Below are 14,673 nucleotides of genomic sequence, written 5' to 3' on the forward strand. Positions count from 1 at the left end.
CGGCGAAGGCCCGGGCCTCCCTCACGGGACCCGGGCCTCCCCTATCCGATGGCGTCCGTCACGCCGCCACCGGAACCTCCGGCTTCGCGTCGCTCGTGGCGGGCGCGAGGGCCAGTTCCAGGACCTGGCGGACGTCGGTCACGGCGTGGACGTCGAGCTTGTCCAGCACCTCCGCGGGGACGTCGTCCAGGTCGGCTTCGTTGCGCTTGGGGATGATCACCGTGGTGACGCCCGCCCGGTGTGCGGCGAGCAGCTTCTGCTTCACGCCGCCGATGGGCAGGACACGGCCGGTCAGCGAGACCTCGCCGGTCATCGCCACGTCCGTGCGGACCAGGCGGCCGGACAGGAGGGACGCCAGGGCCGTCGTCATCGTGACGCCCGCGCTGGGGCCGTCCTTCGGGACCGCGCCCGCCGGGAAGTGGATGTGCACTCCACGGTCCTTCAGGTCCGCGACCGGCAGCTCCAGTTCGGCGCCGTGGCTGCGCAGGAAGCTCAGCGCGATCTGCGCCGACTCCTTCATCACGTCACCCAGCTGGCCAGTCAGGGTCAGGCCCGCCGCGCCCGTCTCCGGGTCGGCCAGGGACGCCTCCACGAAGAGGACGTCGCCGCCCGCGCCGGTGACCGCGAGACCCGTCGCCACGCCCGGGACCGCCGTACGGCGCTCCGCCGGGTCCTGGGCGGACTCGGGCACGTGGTGCGGCCGTCCGATCAGGTCGCGCAGGTCGCCGTCCGTGATGGTGAACGGCAGCTCCCGGTCGCCCAGTTCGTGCTGCGCCGCGACCTTGCGGAGCAGCCGGGCGATCGAGCGTTCCAGGGTGCGGACGCCCGCCTCGCGCGTGTACTCGCCGGCGAGCTTGCGCAGCGCGCCCTCGTCGACAGCGACCTCGTCGGACTGCAGTCCCGCGCGCTCCAGCTGACGCGGCAGCAGGTGGTCGCGGGCGATGACGACCTTCTCGTCCTCGGTGTAGCCGTCCAGGCGGACCAGCTCCATACGGTCGAGCAGGGCCTCCGGGATGGCCTCCAGGACGTTCGCCGTGGCGAGGAAGACGACGTCGCTCAGGTCGAGTTCGACCTCCAGGTAGTGGTCGCGGAAGGTGTGGTTCTGCGCCGGGTCCAGGACCTCGAGGAGGGCGGCCGCGGGGTCGCCGCGGAAGTCCGAGCCCACCTTGTCGATCTCGTCCAGCAGGACGACCGGGTTCATCGAACCGGCCTCCTTGATGGCGCGGACGACACGGCCGGGCAGGGCACCGACGTACGTACGGCGGTGGCCGCGGATCTCGGCCTCGTCACGGACGCCGCCGAGGGCGACGCGGACGAACTTGCGGCCCATGGCGTGCGCGACGGACTCCCCGAGGGAGGTCTTGCCGACACCGGGCGGGCCGACGAGAGCCAGTACGGCACCGCCGCGCCGGCCGCCCACGACACCGAGGCCGCGCTCGCTGCGGCGCTTGCGCACTGCCAGGTACTCGGTGATGCGCTCCTTCACGTCCTCCAGGCCGGCGTGCTCGGCGTCGAGGATCGCCTTGGCGCCCTGGATGTCGTACGCGTCCTCGGTGCGCTCGTTCCAGGGGAGTTCGAGGACGGTGTCCAGCCAGGTGCGGATCCAGGAGCCCTCGGGGGACTGGTCGCTGGACCGCTCCAGCTTGTCGACCTCCTTGAGCGCCGCCTCGCGCACCTTCTCCGGCAGGTCGGCGGCCTCCACGCGGGCGCGGTAGTCGTCGGACTCCTCGCCGTCCTGCTCGCCGTTGAGCTCACGCAGTTCCTTGCGTACGGCTTCGAGCTGACGGCGCAGCAGGAACTCCCGCTGCTGTTTGTCGACGCCCTCCTGGACGTCCTTGGCGATGGTCTCGGCGACATCCTGCTCGGCGAGGTGGTCGCGCAGGTGCTGGGTGGCGAGCTTGAGGCGGGCGACCGGGTCGGCGGTCTCCAGCAGCTCGATCTTCTGATCGGTGGTCAGGAAGGGCGAGTAACCGGAGTTGTCGGCCAGGGCGGAGACATCGTCGATGGCCTGCACCCGGTCGACCACCTGCCAGGCGCCGCGCTTGCGGAGCCAGGCGGTGGCAAGGGCCTTGTACTCCTTGACCAGTTCGGTGACGTGACCGGGCAGCGGCTCGGGCACGCTCTCGTCGATCCTCGTCCCCTCGACCCACAGCGCCGCACCCGGGCCGGTGGTGCCGGCGCCGATGCGCACGCGGCCGCGGCCGCGGATCAGGGCGCCCGGGTCACCGTCGGCGAGCCGGCCGACCTGCTCGACCGTGCCGAGCACCCCGGTGCCGGGGTATGTGCCGTCGATGCGTGGCACCAGCAGGACCCTGGGCTTTCCCGGCTCGGAGCGGGCGGCGGCCTGGGCGGCCTCCACCGCGGCGCGTACGTCGGTGTCGTTCAGGTCCAGCGGAACCACCATGCCGGGCAGCACGACCTCGTCGTCGAGCGGCAGCACGGGCAGGGTGAGCGGTGTGGACGTCGAAGCCATGATCTACCCTCCGGCAGTCAAGTTGAGTTATGCCGACTCAATGCGTGGCGCTCCGCGAATGTTCCCGGGGCCCCGTTCGCTGTCAGCGATCACGGCGGTGAAGTGGGCGTTGCTGGGGGCTTGCAGCCCCCAGACCCCCGCTTTCGGCCCTGAAGGGGCCTCGTCCTCAAACGCCGGACGGGCTGAAAGACAAGGCCGGACGGGCTGGAGAAGACAACGCGCGGCCTGGCTGGAGAGGACAACGCCGGGCGAAGCGAAAAGAATCCGCAGGGAGCGGCAGCTAGGCGGTCGCCATGGCCGTCCGGTACCAGCGGCGGATCATCGGCCAGGTCGCGATGCCTATGGCCAGCGAGATCAGATGGCCCCAGTTGGTCATCGGGTCCGTGAACTCGATCAGGTCCTCGACCAGCATGCTGCCGAACAGGACCAGCACCGGCCAGCGCAGCCAGGGCGTGAGCAGCCCGGCCAGGGCGCCGACGCTGGCGGCGACGCCGAAGCTGATGCCGTAGTCGAGGCGGTGCAGGGAGCTGTCGGGGAGGTGGCCGACGAGCACGGCCAGGCCCACGGGAACCTCGGTCGCGAGTGTGGCCAGGACATGGCCGAGCAGGAAGACGACTGCGGTGCGCGCACCGCCTATCCGCCGCTCCAGCGCCGTCAGGACGAGCAGGAAACAGATCGCGTACGGCGACGCGACCCCGCCCGCGATCCACAGCGCGCTGGCGAGCAGCACCAGCACGGGCGTCTGCACGAGGTGCGCGACGTCCGTGCTGGAGGCCTGGTACAGGGTGACTACGAGGGACGGAGCGGCGTACGTGGCGAACAGTGAGGTGAGGGCCAGGACCGCCGCGTAGGCGAAGGTGAACGGCGTACCGGTGGGGGTCGGCAGAAGGCGCCAGGGGCGGAGGGTGCGGGCCGCGGGGACGGGCACCTGCACGGCCGGTCCGACGACGGTGGCCGCGCCACGCTGACGCGGCATACCGTCGAGGAGTTCGGACACGTCGGGAAGGGGCGCGACCGAGGATTCGTTGTCGGCCGTCGCGATGGGTTCCACGTTGCGGCGCTCCTTCCGTTGCGCCCCACCCTTCGCAACCACAGGGGTCCCTGTCTGTGACCGACGCCACGCGAGAGGCGATTCACAGCAACCTCTCATGCTTTTCCTGCATCAGAGGACAACCCCCGCTTCCTGAATGGGTTTCCTCACGGCCTCAGCAGGTCGACCTCCCTCGCGTGCGCCGCCCGTGTCGCCGGGTCCCAGTCGCCGGTGCAGTAGACGGACGCCTCGCTGATGGCGCCGTCGCGGATGTCGGCGCGCATCAGCTCCCTGCAGTACCAGGTGCCGCCCTGCTCGTCCTCCCACTGCTCCTCGAACTCGAGGACGAGGCCGGTGGGCGTGGCGTCGACGCGGTGGCGCGGCACGGTGCCGAGGAAGGGGTGACTGCGGCGGCGGGCGGCGACGAGCTCGTCGCGGCCGGAGGCCTGCAGCCGCCACTGAGGGACTGTCAGGTCGAGGAACACGTCGTCCGTGAACAGCCCCTCCGGGGCCGTGTTGGTCTCCAGGAATCGCACGAAGAGGTCGGCGAGCTCCTTCACACGGGTGCCGCTGTCGGTGGTCATGACTGCGCTCCCGCGAGGTTGCGGCCGACGACCTCCATCGTGCGGTTCAGCTCCGCGGTGGGGCTGAACTCGACGATCTCGGTGCCGGCGAAGATCAGGGGGAGATGGCCGGGGGCGCCGTAGTAGGCGTCGCCGGCGTGGAAGACCTCGTCGTGGTCGGCGTACCGGAACACGATCCGGCCGGAGACGACCTGGCCCCAGTGCGGGCACTGGCAGCGGTCGTCGGGCAGGCCCCGGAAGAGCGGGGCGGGGTCCATGTCCTCCTTCATCGACTCGTACGAGACGGTGTACGGGCCGAGCTGGGCGTAGCGCCCCTCGATGACGGGCTCGTCGACCTTGAGTTCGGCCTCGGCCTTGGTGGTGCGTGGCATGGTGTCCTGCCTTCCGTGGGTGCTTTCGGGTGCTTCACCCAGGAGGCGTGAGATCGGACATCACGGTGTGGGACGGGGCCTCACAGCCGCCACTCGGGGGTCTGTTCCGGCTGGTAGACGCAGAGAGTGCCGGTGTGCAGGGCGGTTTCGAGGTGCCGGCCGAGTTCGGGGTGGGCGGCGGCGATCCGCCGCACGGCGGCCCGGATGCGGGCGGTGACGGTGGTGCGGGCGCGCTCGGCGTCCGACCCGGTACGGCGCACCCGGCCCCCGATGCCGTACGCGGCCGCGAGCTGCCCGACCAGGGCGTCCCGCTCGACGGCGATCCGCTCCGACCGTCCGGCGTCCCCGGCCTCGTCGGCGTCCCGGGCCTCCTCCTCCAGTTCCCGCAGCCTGCGCCGGTAGGCGGCCCGCGCGGCGGCGTCGACGACCTCACCGGTGTCGCCCTGCGGATGCAGGCCCTCGACGTGCTCCCCCTTGGCGGCCGGCGCCGCCAGCTCGACCGCGGGCACGGGTGTGCCGGGACGCGCGAGCAGGACGGCGATGTCGTTCAGCCCTTTGCTGTCCGGAAGGCGTACGTCGTGACCGGCGTACCGGAGGTGCCAGAGGGGTCCTTCGTGCCGGAAGAGCGCGGAGCCGGCGGTGTCGGGCGGAGTGTCGGCCTTCGCCCCGCCGCCCCTCCCCCTGCCGGTCGTCTCGCCCGCTATGCGTTCTGCCAGTGCGACCGCACCCGCCGCCCCGGCCGCCCGCAGTGCCCTCTCCCGGTGTTCGCGGGCGCGGTCCGGGTCGCCCATGGCCGCCGCCAGCAGCGCCAGATGGCGGTCGACCGGACCGCGCACCGCCGCACCGATGCCCTCCACCACGAACAGGCCGGCGTACGGGACGAGGAGGTCGTAGAGGGCGGGCGCGCAGGGGTGGGAGCCGACAGCGGCTACCGTTTCCGCGGCCTGTGCCAGCATCGGCAGCCACTCGCTGTCCCTGGGGGCACCGCCGAGCCGGGGTGCGACGGCCGACAGACGGCGCGCGGCCTCGTCGAGTCGGCCGGACTGTGCCGCCACGAGCGCGACTGCGACGCGGGGCCAGAGCATCGGGGAGCGCTCCAGCTGGGCCGCCTCCCCCTGCACGCGCCCCAGCCCGGCCGCGTCGCCCGTCTCGGTGTACAGGCACCAGCGCTGGGTGACGGCGAGCATCGCCGCGTTGGCGCTGCCGGCCCTGCGGCCCAGTTCCTCGACCTCGTCGAGCGCGGCGGCGCACGCGTCGTACCGACCCTCCATCAGGGCCCGCGTCCCACGCCACAGGGGCACGTACCAGGCGTACAGGGGGCGCCGCAGCGGCCGTACGGTCGTCTCGTACGCGGCCGCCTCCGCGTCGGCCCCGGCGAACTCGCCCGTCTCCATCAGCGCGACCAACCGCAGCCGCCGGCCGAGGAGTTCGAGCACGGGGTCGCGCAGGTCGCGGGCGGTCGTCACGATCTGCATGGACCAGTCGAGCCGGTCGCGGCAGTGGTCGGGGCCGGGCCGGGCGTCGCACAGCGCGGCGAGGGCCGGGCCGAGGGTCGCCGGATCACCGGCCTGGCGGGCGGTGCGGACGGCCTCCTCGGCGAGGGCGATGCGGTGCTTCTCCGTTTCGACCAGCCCGGCGGCGAGCGACAGCCGTGCGGTGACGGCGGCGCGCAGCGCGGCGTGGGCGGGCTCGGCGGCCAGGGCGGCGCGGGCCTCGGCCAGCAGGTCGAGCTGTTCACGATCCTCGAGGTCGACCTCGAACCCGACGGCCCCGGTCCCGAGCCCCAGCGCGGCCCGCGCCAGCAGATCGGCCCGCCCGGCCTCCCGCGCCAGCGCCGCCGCCCTGAGCAGCGCGGCCCGCGCGGCCTCCCGCTCCCCGGCCCCGAGCCGCGCGGAACCGAGCCCGAGCAGCACCTCCACGAGTTCCACGGGCTCGGCGCTCCCTGCGCCCCACACCTCGACCGCCCGCTCGTACCACCGGGCCGCATCCTCGAACGCGGACAGCGCTTCCGCCCGGACCGCCGCCTCGCGGGCGTACCTCGCGGCCTCCCCCGCCTGCTCGGGGCCGGAGAGCAGCAGGTGGTGGGCGACTTCCGCGGGGCCGGTGTCGCGGCCGCGGCGGGCGTATCCGGCGAGGACCTCGGCGGCCGCCTGATGGAGGGCGGCGCGTGCGGCCGGGGCGAGGGTGTCGTGGACCGCGTCCCTGAGCAGGTCGTGCCGGAAGGCGCCCCGGTCGGCCCCGGCCACGGCCAGCAGCCCGGCCCCGGCGGCCTCTCCCAGCAGTGTGCGCAGCTCGCCGAGGGGCACCTCCGCGGCCTCGGCGAGCACGTCGAGCCGGAACCGGGTGCCGAGGACGGCTGCCACGTCCAGCACGCGCGCGGCCCGCGGGGTCAGATCGTCCAGCCGGTCCCGGACGGCGGCCCGGACGGCGACCGAGGAGACACCGGGGCCGTCCCCGTTCCCGGGCGGCGCAGCGCCCCAACTCCCGGCCCGCAGTAGCTCAGTGACGAAGAACGCGTCCCCGCCCGTACGCCGTACCAGCGCCCGCACCGCAGCCGCCTCCGGTGCGGCGCCCGTCACGGCCTCCACCAACACCGCAATGTCCCGCTCCTTCAAGGCCCCGAGCCCCAACGCCCTCCCCCGCCGCAGCAGTTGGGCCCGGGCCCAGCCCCCGTCCCCCCAGGCCGCGTCCTCGTCGCGAGCCGTCGCCAGCAGCAGGACCGGGCAGGTGCGGGCCGCGTCCGCGGTCTCCAGCAGCAGCCGCAGCGACGAGGCGTCGGCGGCATGTACGTCGTCCAGCACCAGAAGCAGGGGACGGCGGCGCGCGGCCGTGGCCAGGAGCTCGGAGACATCGCCTGCGAGCCGCAGCCGAGCGGTCTCCGGGTCGGCACCGTGCAGGGCGCCGGACGTCGCCGCACCCGAGACCAGCGCCCGTAGCGGCGGTGACGCGGCCACCAGCCGCCCGCAGGCCACATCCTCCGCGACCAGCTCCCGCAGCAGCCGCGACCAGGGACGGAAGGCGCGCCCGGCGGTCTCCGGCGGACACCAGGTCCACAGGACGCGAAAGGCCCCGGCACGCTCGGCGACCTCCTCGGCGGTACGGGTCTTGCCCGCCCCGGCGGGCCCGGTGAGGGTGACGAGCCCGCCCCGCCCGGACGCAGCACGGTCCAGGGCCGCCCGGAGCTCGCCCAGCACATCCTCACGTCCCACGAACGGGTAATTCGCGGCCATACAGCCACCACCCACTTCTCGCTGCCGACCAGGTCGGCAGCGACCCCGAAGGGGCGCGGGGAACTGCGCGACCAGCCACAACGAACCCGCAGACGATCCACGCCGCATCGCGGAGCGCTCTGCTTCGAGCGTAGGCACGCCCGGCAGCAGGCGCGAGGCGCGCGACGCCCCCCGGTAATTCCCCTGGCCGTAAACCCGAGTTCGTGCAGGATGGGGCCATGACCGCCATCTACGACACCCCTGTGGTCCTGGACCGTCGCGAGGGCCCGTACGGCGAGGTCGTGCTGCGCCGACACGGCGAGTCACTGCAGATCATCGCCAACGGCTGCTTTCTGATGGACACCTCGGACGGCCGCTCGGAGCGGCTCCTCGTGGACGCCGCGCTCGATGCGTTGGACGCCCGCAACGAGCCGGACGTGCTGATCGGAGGCCTGGGTGTGGGCTTCTCGCTCGCACATGCGGCCGCCGACCCGCGCTGGGGTTCGATCACCGTCGTGGAGCGCGAGCGCGCCATCATCGACTGGCACCTGAACGGCCCTCTCGCCGCCCTGTCGGCCCAGGCCGTCGCCGATCCGCGTACGGAGATCGTGGAGACGGATCTGGTCGAGCACATCCGTGAGACATCCGCCACTTATGACGCGCTGTGCCTGGACATCGACAACGGCCCCGACTGGACCGTCACCGAGGGCAACGACGATCTCTACTCGTCCACCGGACTGACAAGCTGCGCAAGGGTGTTGAAGCCGGGCGGGGTGCTGGTGGTGTGGTCCGCCCAGCCCTCTCCGGATTTCGAAGAAACCTTGCGGAATGCCGGGTTCCAACGGGTGCGTACCGAAGAGATCCCGGTTGCCCGTGGCGTTCCCGACGTTGTGCACATCGCCGTCCGACCTGGATAGCCGAGGGACGGTGACTCCCCGTACTCTGCTTCTCTGGCGCAGATCATTCAAGCGTCAATCGCAAGCATGCGCAGGCATGAGCCAGGTAACGGATCACCCCACGGATTCCGGAAAGCAACTCAGGGGCGGGCGATGGAGCAGACCCACACATCCCACAACGGCACGACGGCGACCCCGGGCGCACAGCGCAGGGTCCTGGTGGTCGAGGACGACGCGACCATCGTCGACGCCATCGCGGCCCGCCTGCGCGCAGAGGGTTTCCTCGTGCAGACCGCGGGTGACGGCCCGGCCGCCGTCGACACCGCCGAGGCCTGGCAGCCCGACCTGCTGATCCTCGACATCATGCTGCCCGGCTTCGACGGACTGGAGGTCTGCCGCCGTGTGCAGGCCCAGCGCCCGGTGCCGGTGCTGATGCTGACCGCGCGTGACGACGAGACCGACATGCTGGTCGGGCTCGGCGTCGGCGCCGACGACTACATGACCAAGCCCTTCTCCATGCGGGAGCTGGCCGCACGCGTGCATGTGCTGCTGCGCCGGGTGGAGCGGGCCGCACTGGCCGCCACGACGCCCAGAAGCGGCATCCTGCGCCTCGGCGAGCTGGAGATCGACCACGCCCAGCGGCGGGTGCGCGTGCACGCCGAGGACGTGCACCTGACGCCCACCGAGTTCGACCTGCTGGTGTGCCTGGCGAACACCCCGCGCGCGGTGCTCTCCCGTGAGCAGCTGCTTGCCGAGGTGTGGGACTGGGCGGACGCCTCCGGCACCCGCACCGTCGACAGCCACATCAAGGCGCTGCGCCGGAAGATCGGCGCCGAGCGGATCCGCACGGTGCACGGCGTGGGCTACGCGCTGGAGACCCCGACGCCATGAGCGGCGGTCCGGCCGGCCGGAGAAGCCCTGGGGAGCCCGAGCCCTGGGGCGGTGTGAGCCCGTTCTCGATCAAGACCAAGCTGGGCGCACTGGTCGTCATCGCCGTCCTCATCACCACCGGGCTGATGATGATCGCGATGCGCACGGCGACCGAGCTGCGCTTCATCACGGTCTTCTCGATGATCGCCACCCTGCTGATCACGCAGTTCGTGGCCCATTCGCTGACCGCGCCGCTGGACGACATGAACGCCGTCGCCAGCGCCATCTCGCACGGCGACTACACCCGCAGGGTGCGCGAGAACCGCCGTGACGAGCTGGGCGACCTGGCGCAGACGATCAACCGCATGGCCGACGACCTGGAGGCCCAGGACCGCCAGCGCAAGGAGCTGGTGGCGAACGTCTCGCACGAGCTGCGCACCCCCATCGCGGGCCTCAGAGCGGTCCTGGAGAACATCGTCGACGGTGTCTCCCCGGCCGACCCGGAGACCATGCGCACGGCCCTGAAGCAGACCGAGCGGCTGGGCCGGCTGGTGGAGACGCTGCTGGACCTGTCCCGGCTGGACAACGGCGTCGTACCCCTGCGCCGGCGGCGCTTCGAGGTCTGGCCGTACCTGTCGGGCGTGCTGAAGGAGGCCAACATGGCCGTGCCCGCACGCGCGGGCATCGCCTCCGGCTCCGGCAGCCACACGCGGACGGACGTCCATCTGCACCTCGACGTGTCCCCGCCGGAGCTGACCGCGCACGCGGACCCCGAGCGGATCCACCAGGTGGTGGCAAATCTCATCGACAACGCGGTCAAGCACAGCCCGCCGCACGGCCGCGTCACCGTGAAGGCGCGGCGCGGGACGCTGCCGGAGTCGCTGGAGCTGGAGGTGCTGGACGAGGGCCCCGGCATTCCGCGCTCGGAGTGGCACCGCGTCTTCGAACGGTTCAACCGGGGCGGCGCGAGCGCCTCCAACGGACAGGGCGGCGACGGCGGTACGGGGCTGGGCCTCGCGATCGCCCGCTGGGCCGTCGACCTGCACGGTGGCGGGATCGGAGTGGCCGAATCCGAGCGGGGCTGCCGGATTCTCGTCACCCTCCCGGGAGAGACATCCGTTCAAAGTTGACGTAAAGTCCGAACCGGAGCCTCAAGATCCACCGTGGTCCGCACTGACGGACACGTGTGATCGGGCACACGCCCGCACGCTGAGCCTGCAGGGCTTGCTCCGGCGTTTCCCGCCACCCTCGTTCCGTAGCGGAACCGCGTTTGTTTCCCGCCATTTCCAGGCCCGAAACGCGGTTTCCGATGTGACTTACACGACGATGAACCTGCCCGGCCTGACCTTCCGGGTCTTGGGGGCGTAGCCTTTATTCCCGCTGTCCATCACCTTGTGAAGCGGAAGAGGGCGGTTGCCGCCGTGTCGCCACAGTCCCCCAGTAACTCGAGCATCTCGACCGACGCAGACCAAGCGGGCAAGAACCCCGCTGCGGCGTTCGGCCCCAACGAGTGGCTCGTCGACGAGATCTATCAGCAGTACCTCCAGGACCCGAATTCGGTAGACCGAGCCTGGTGGGACTTCTTCGCCGACTACAAGCCGGGCGCGGCTGCCGCCTCGGCTCCGGCGGGTACTGCGGCCGCGGGGGCCGCAGAGACCACCTCGGCCCCGGCGCCCGCCGCCCCGGCTGCACAGGCCCCGGCCGCCCCCGCGGCGCCCGCGCCGGCCCCCGCGGCCCCGAAGCCCGCGGCCGCCGCTCCGGCGCCCGCGCCCGCGAAGCCGGCCGCCGCTGCCCCGGCTCCGGCGAAGCCCGCCGCTGCCGCCAAGGCCGCTCCCGCGACCGAGGCCGCCGGGGGCCCCGAGCTGGTGACCCTGCGTGGTCCCGCCGCCGCCGTCGCGAAGAACATGAACGCCTCGCTGGAGCTGCCCACGGCCACGTCCGTGCGCGCGGTCCCGGTGAAGCTGCTGTTCGACAACCGCATCGTCATCAACAACCACCTCAAGCGCGCCCGGGGCGGGAAGATCTCCTTCACGCACCTGATCGGCTACGCGATGGTGCAGGCCATCAAGACGATGCCGTCGATGAACTGGCACTACGCGGAGAAGGACGGGAAGCCCACCCTCGTCAAGCCGCCGCACGTCAACTTCGGCCTGGCGATCGACCTGGTGAAGCCCAACGGCGACCGCCAGCTGGTCGTCGCCGGCATCAAGAAGGCCGAGACGCTGAACTTCTTCGAGTTCTGGCAGGCCTACGAGGACATCGTCCGCCGCGCCCGCGACGGCAAGCTGACGATGGACGACTTCACCGGCGTCACGGTCTCCCTGACCAACCCCGGCGGCCTCGGCACCGTCCACTCGGTCCCGCGTCTGATGCCCGGTCAGTCGGTCATCATGGGCGTCGGCTCCATGGACTACCCCGCGGAGTTCCAGGGCACCAGCCAGGACACCCTGAACAAGCTCGGCATCTCGAAGGTCATGACGCTCACGTCGACCTACGACCACCGGGTCATCCAGGGCGCCGCCTCCGGCGAGTTCCTGCGGATCGTCGCGAACCTCCTCCTCGGCGAGAACGGCTTCTTCGACGAGATCTTCGAGTCCCTGCGCATCCCCTACGAGCCGGTCCGCTGGCTCAAGGACATCGACGCCTCGCACGACGACGACGTCACCAAGGCCGCCCGGGTCTTCGAGCTGATCCACTCCTACCGGGTCCGCGGCCACGTCATGGCCGACACGGACCCGCTGGAGTACCGCCAGCGCAAGCACCCCGACCTGGACATCACCGAGCACGGCCTCACCCTGTGGGACCTGGAGCGCGAGTTCGCCGTCGGCGGCTTCTCCGGCAAGTCCCTGATGAAGCTGCGCGACATCCTGGGCGTGCTGCGCGACTCGTACTGCCGCACCACCGGCATCGAGTTCATGCACATCCAGGACCCGAAGCAGCGCAAGTGGATCCAGGACCGCATCGAGCGCCCGCACACCAAGCCGGAGCGCGAGGAGCAGCTGCGCATCCTGCGCCGGCTGAACGCGGCGGAGGCCTTCGAGACCTTCCTGCAGACGAAGTACGTCGGCCAGAAGCGCTTCTCCCTGGAGGGCGGCGAGTCCGTCATCCCGCTGCTCGACGCGGTCATCGACTCCGCCGCCGAGTCGCGCCTGGACGAGGTCGTCATCGGCATGGCCCACCGCGGCCGCCTGAACGTGCTCGCCAACATCGTCGGCAAGTCGTACGCGCAGATCTTCCGCGAGTTCGAGGGCAACCTCGACCCGAAGTCGATGCACGGCTCCGGCGACGTGAAGTACCACCTGGGCGCCCAGGGCACCTTCACCGGCCTGGACGGCGAGCAGATCACGGTCTCGCTGGCCGCCAACCCCTCCCACCTGGAGACGGTCGACCCGGTCATCGAGGGCATCGTCCGCGCCAAGCAGGACATCATCAACAAGGGCGGCACGGACTTCACCGTCCTGCCGGTCGCCCTGCACGGTGACGCGGCCTTCGCGGGCCAGGGCGTGGTGGCCGAGACCCTGAACATGTCGCAGCTGCGCGGCTACCGCACGGGCGGCACGGTCCACATCGTCATCAACAACCAGGTCGGCTTCACGGCCGCTCCGGAGTCCTCCCGCTCGTCGATGTACGCGACGGACGTGGCGAGGATGATCGAGGCCCCGATCTTCCACGTGAACGGCGACGACCCGGAGGCCGTGGTCCGCGTCGCGCGGCTGGCCTTCGAGTTCCGCCAGGCGTTCAACAAGGACGTGGTGATCGACCTCATCTGCTACCGCCGCCGCGGTCACAACGAGTCGGACAACCCGGCCTTCACCCAGCCGCTGATGTACGACCTGATCGACAAGAAGCGCTCGGTGCGCAAGCTGTACACCGAGTCGCTGATCGGTCGCGGCGACATCACCCTGGAAGAGGCCGAGCAGGCCCTGCAGGACTACCAGGGCCAGCTGGAGAAGGTCTTCACGGAGGTCCGCGAGGCCACCTCGCAGCCGGGCGTCGCCCCGGTCTCGGACCCGCAGGCCGAGTTCCCGGTCCCGGTGAACACCGCGATCACCTCGGAGGTCGTGAAGCGGATCGCCGAGTCCCAGGTCAACATCCCCGACACCTTCCACGTGCACCCGCGTCTGCTGCCGCAGCTGCAGCGCCGGGCGACGATGGTCGAGGACGGCACGATCGACTGGGGCATGGGCGAGACGCTGGCCGTCGGCTCCCTGCTCCTGGAGGGCACCCCGGTCCGCCTCTCCGGCCAGGACTCCCAGCGCGGCACCTTCGGCCAGCGCCACGCGGTCCTCATCGACCGCGAGTCGGGCGAGGAGCACACCCCGCTGCAGTACCTCGCGGAGGAGCAGGCCCGCTACAACGTCTACAACTCCCTGCTCTCCGAGTACGCGGTCATGGGCTTCGAGTACGGCTACTCGCTGGCCCGCCCCGACGCGCTCGTGATGTGGGAGGCGCAGTTCGGCGACTTCGTCAACGGCGCGCAGACGGTGGTCGACGAGTACATCTCGGCCGCCGAGCAGAAGTGGGGCCAGACGTCCGGCGTCACGCTCCTGCTCCCGCACGGCTACGAGGGCCAGGGCCCGGACCACTCCTCGGCCCGCGTCGAGCGCTTCCTGCAGCTGTGCGCGCAGAACAACATGACGGTCGCGATGCCGACCCTGCCGTCGAACTACTTCCACCTGCTGCGGTGGCAGGTGCACAACCCGCACCACAAGCCGCTGGTGGTCTTCACCCCGAAGTCGATGCTGCGCCTGAAGGCCGCCGCGTCGAAGACGGAGGAGTTCACGTCGGGTCAGTTCCGCCCGGTCATCGGCGACTCCACGGTCGACCCGGCCGCGGTCCGCAAGGTCGTCTTCGTGGCGGGCAAGCTGTACTACGACCTGGAGGCCGAGCGCACCAAGCGCGGCGCCACGGACATCGCGATCGTCCGTGTCGAGCGGCTGTACCCGCTGCCGGGTGCCGAGCTCCAGGCGGAGATCGCCAAGTACCCGAACGTCGAGAAGTACCTGTGGGCCCAGGAGGAGCCGGCGAACCAGGGTGCCTGGCCGTTCATCGCCCTCAACCTGATCGACCACCTGGACCTGGCGGTCGGCGCGGACGTCCCGCACGGCGAGCGGCTGCGGCGCATCTCGCGCCCGCACAGCTCTTCGCCGGCGGTCGGTTCGGCCAAGCGGCACCAGGCGGAGCAGGAGCAGCTGGTGCGGGAGGTGTTCGAGGCGTGAGCCTCTGAACTCCCTTCGCGC

The 14,673-nt window shown here is 71.5% G+C and carries 9 protein-coding genes; 4 read left to right on the plus strand and 5 right to left on the minus strand.

Annotation, left to right across the window (positions count from 1 at the left end; genetic code table 11):
• Nucleotides 1–58: 58 nt before the first annotated feature.
• From lon to IH68_RS59080, 5 genes are all read right to left on the minus strand, one after another.
• Nucleotides 59–2,473 (minus strand): endopeptidase La, encoded by a 2,415-nt coding sequence (gene lon, locus IH68_RS0104870; protein WP_030928851.1) that lies wholly within the window; start codon nucleotides 2,471–2,473, stop codon nucleotides 59–61.
• 280 nt (nucleotides 2,474–2,753) lie between these two features.
• The gene (locus IH68_RS0104875) at nucleotides 2,754–3,524 is read right to left on the minus strand and encodes a rhomboid-like protein (protein ID WP_030928854.1); all 771 of its coding nucleotides are present in this window, start codon (nucleotides 3,522–3,524) and stop codon (nucleotides 2,754–2,756) included.
• Nucleotides 3,525–3,670: 146 nt separating this feature from the next.
• Nucleotides 3,671–4,087, minus strand: coding sequence for a hypothetical protein (locus IH68_RS0104880; protein ID WP_030928857.1), 417 nt, complete (start codon nucleotides 4,085–4,087; stop codon nucleotides 3,671–3,673).
• Complete coding sequence (locus tag IH68_RS0104885; RefSeq protein WP_030928860.1) at nucleotides 4,084–4,458, minus strand: hypothetical protein; 375 nt, start codon at nucleotides 4,456–4,458, stop codon at nucleotides 4,084–4,086. Before IH68_RS0104885 ends, IH68_RS0104880 begins: the two co-directional genes overlap by 4 nt.
• An 80-nt stretch (nucleotides 4,459–4,538) precedes the next feature.
• Nucleotides 4,539–7,688 (minus strand): ATP-binding protein, encoded by a 3,150-nt coding sequence (locus IH68_RS59080; protein ID WP_030928863.1) that lies wholly within the window; start codon nucleotides 7,686–7,688, stop codon nucleotides 4,539–4,541.
• 218 nt (nucleotides 7,689–7,906) lie between these two features.
• Between IH68_RS59080 and IH68_RS0104895 the strand changes: the two genes are divergently transcribed.
• The 4 genes from IH68_RS0104895 (at nucleotide 7,907) to IH68_RS0104910 (ending at nucleotide 14,652) form a co-directional block, all read left to right on the plus strand.
• Nucleotides 7,907–8,584 (plus strand): spermidine synthase, encoded by a 678-nt coding sequence (locus IH68_RS0104895; protein ID WP_030928866.1) that lies wholly within the window; start codon nucleotides 7,907–7,909, stop codon nucleotides 8,582–8,584.
• A 132-nt stretch (nucleotides 8,585–8,716) separates the two neighbouring features.
• Nucleotides 8,717–9,454 carry a response regulator transcription factor gene (locus tag IH68_RS0104900; RefSeq protein WP_030928869.1) on the plus strand — a complete coding sequence of 246 codons (738 nt, stop codon included), beginning with the start codon at nucleotides 8,717–8,719 and terminating at the stop codon, nucleotides 9,452–9,454.
• A complete protein-coding gene (locus tag IH68_RS0104905) occupies nucleotides 9,451–10,563 on the plus strand; it encodes a HAMP domain-containing sensor histidine kinase (protein WP_030928871.1) in 1,113 nt (370 codons plus the stop codon). The genes IH68_RS0104900 and IH68_RS0104905 overlap by 4 nt, the downstream gene beginning before the upstream one ends.
• A gap of 291 nt (nucleotides 10,564–10,854) precedes the next feature.
• Nucleotides 10,855–14,652, plus strand: coding sequence for a multifunctional oxoglutarate decarboxylase/oxoglutarate dehydrogenase thiamine pyrophosphate-binding subunit/dihydrolipoyllysine-residue succinyltransferase subunit (locus tag IH68_RS0104910; protein ID WP_030928873.1), 3,798 nt, complete (start codon nucleotides 10,855–10,857; stop codon nucleotides 14,650–14,652).
• The last annotated feature ends 21 nt before the right edge of the window (nucleotides 14,653–14,673 follow it).

The organism is Streptomyces sp. NRRL S-646 (assembly GCF_000720765.1).
Classification (GTDB): Bacteria; Actinomycetota; Actinomycetes; order Streptomycetales; family Streptomycetaceae; genus Streptomyces.

Coding starts and splice junctions, on each gene's coding strand:
- IH68_RS0104905 (WP_030928871.1), top strand. CDS start 9,451: ATGAGCGGCGGTCCGGCCGGCCGGAGAAGCCCTGGGGAGCCCGAGCCC.
- IH68_RS0104900 (WP_030928869.1), top strand. CDS start 8,717: ATGGAGCAGACCCACACATCCCACAACGGCACGACGGCGACCCCGGGC.
- IH68_RS0104880 (WP_030928857.1), bottom strand. CDS start 4,087: ATGACCACCGACAGCGGCACCCGTGTGAAGGAGCTCGCCGACCTCTTC.
- IH68_RS0104895 (WP_030928866.1), top strand. CDS start 7,907: ATGACCGCCATCTACGACACCCCTGTGGTCCTGGACCGTCGCGAGGGC.
- lon (WP_030928851.1), bottom strand. CDS start 2,473: ATGGCTTCGACGTCCACACCGCTCACCCTGCCCGTGCTGCCGCTCGAC.
- IH68_RS0104885 (WP_030928860.1), bottom strand. CDS start 4,458: ATGCCACGCACCACCAAGGCCGAGGCCGAACTCAAGGTCGACGAGCCC.
- IH68_RS59080 (WP_030928863.1), bottom strand. CDS start 7,688: ATGGCCGCGAATTACCCGTTCGTGGGACGTGAGGATGTGCTGGGCGAG.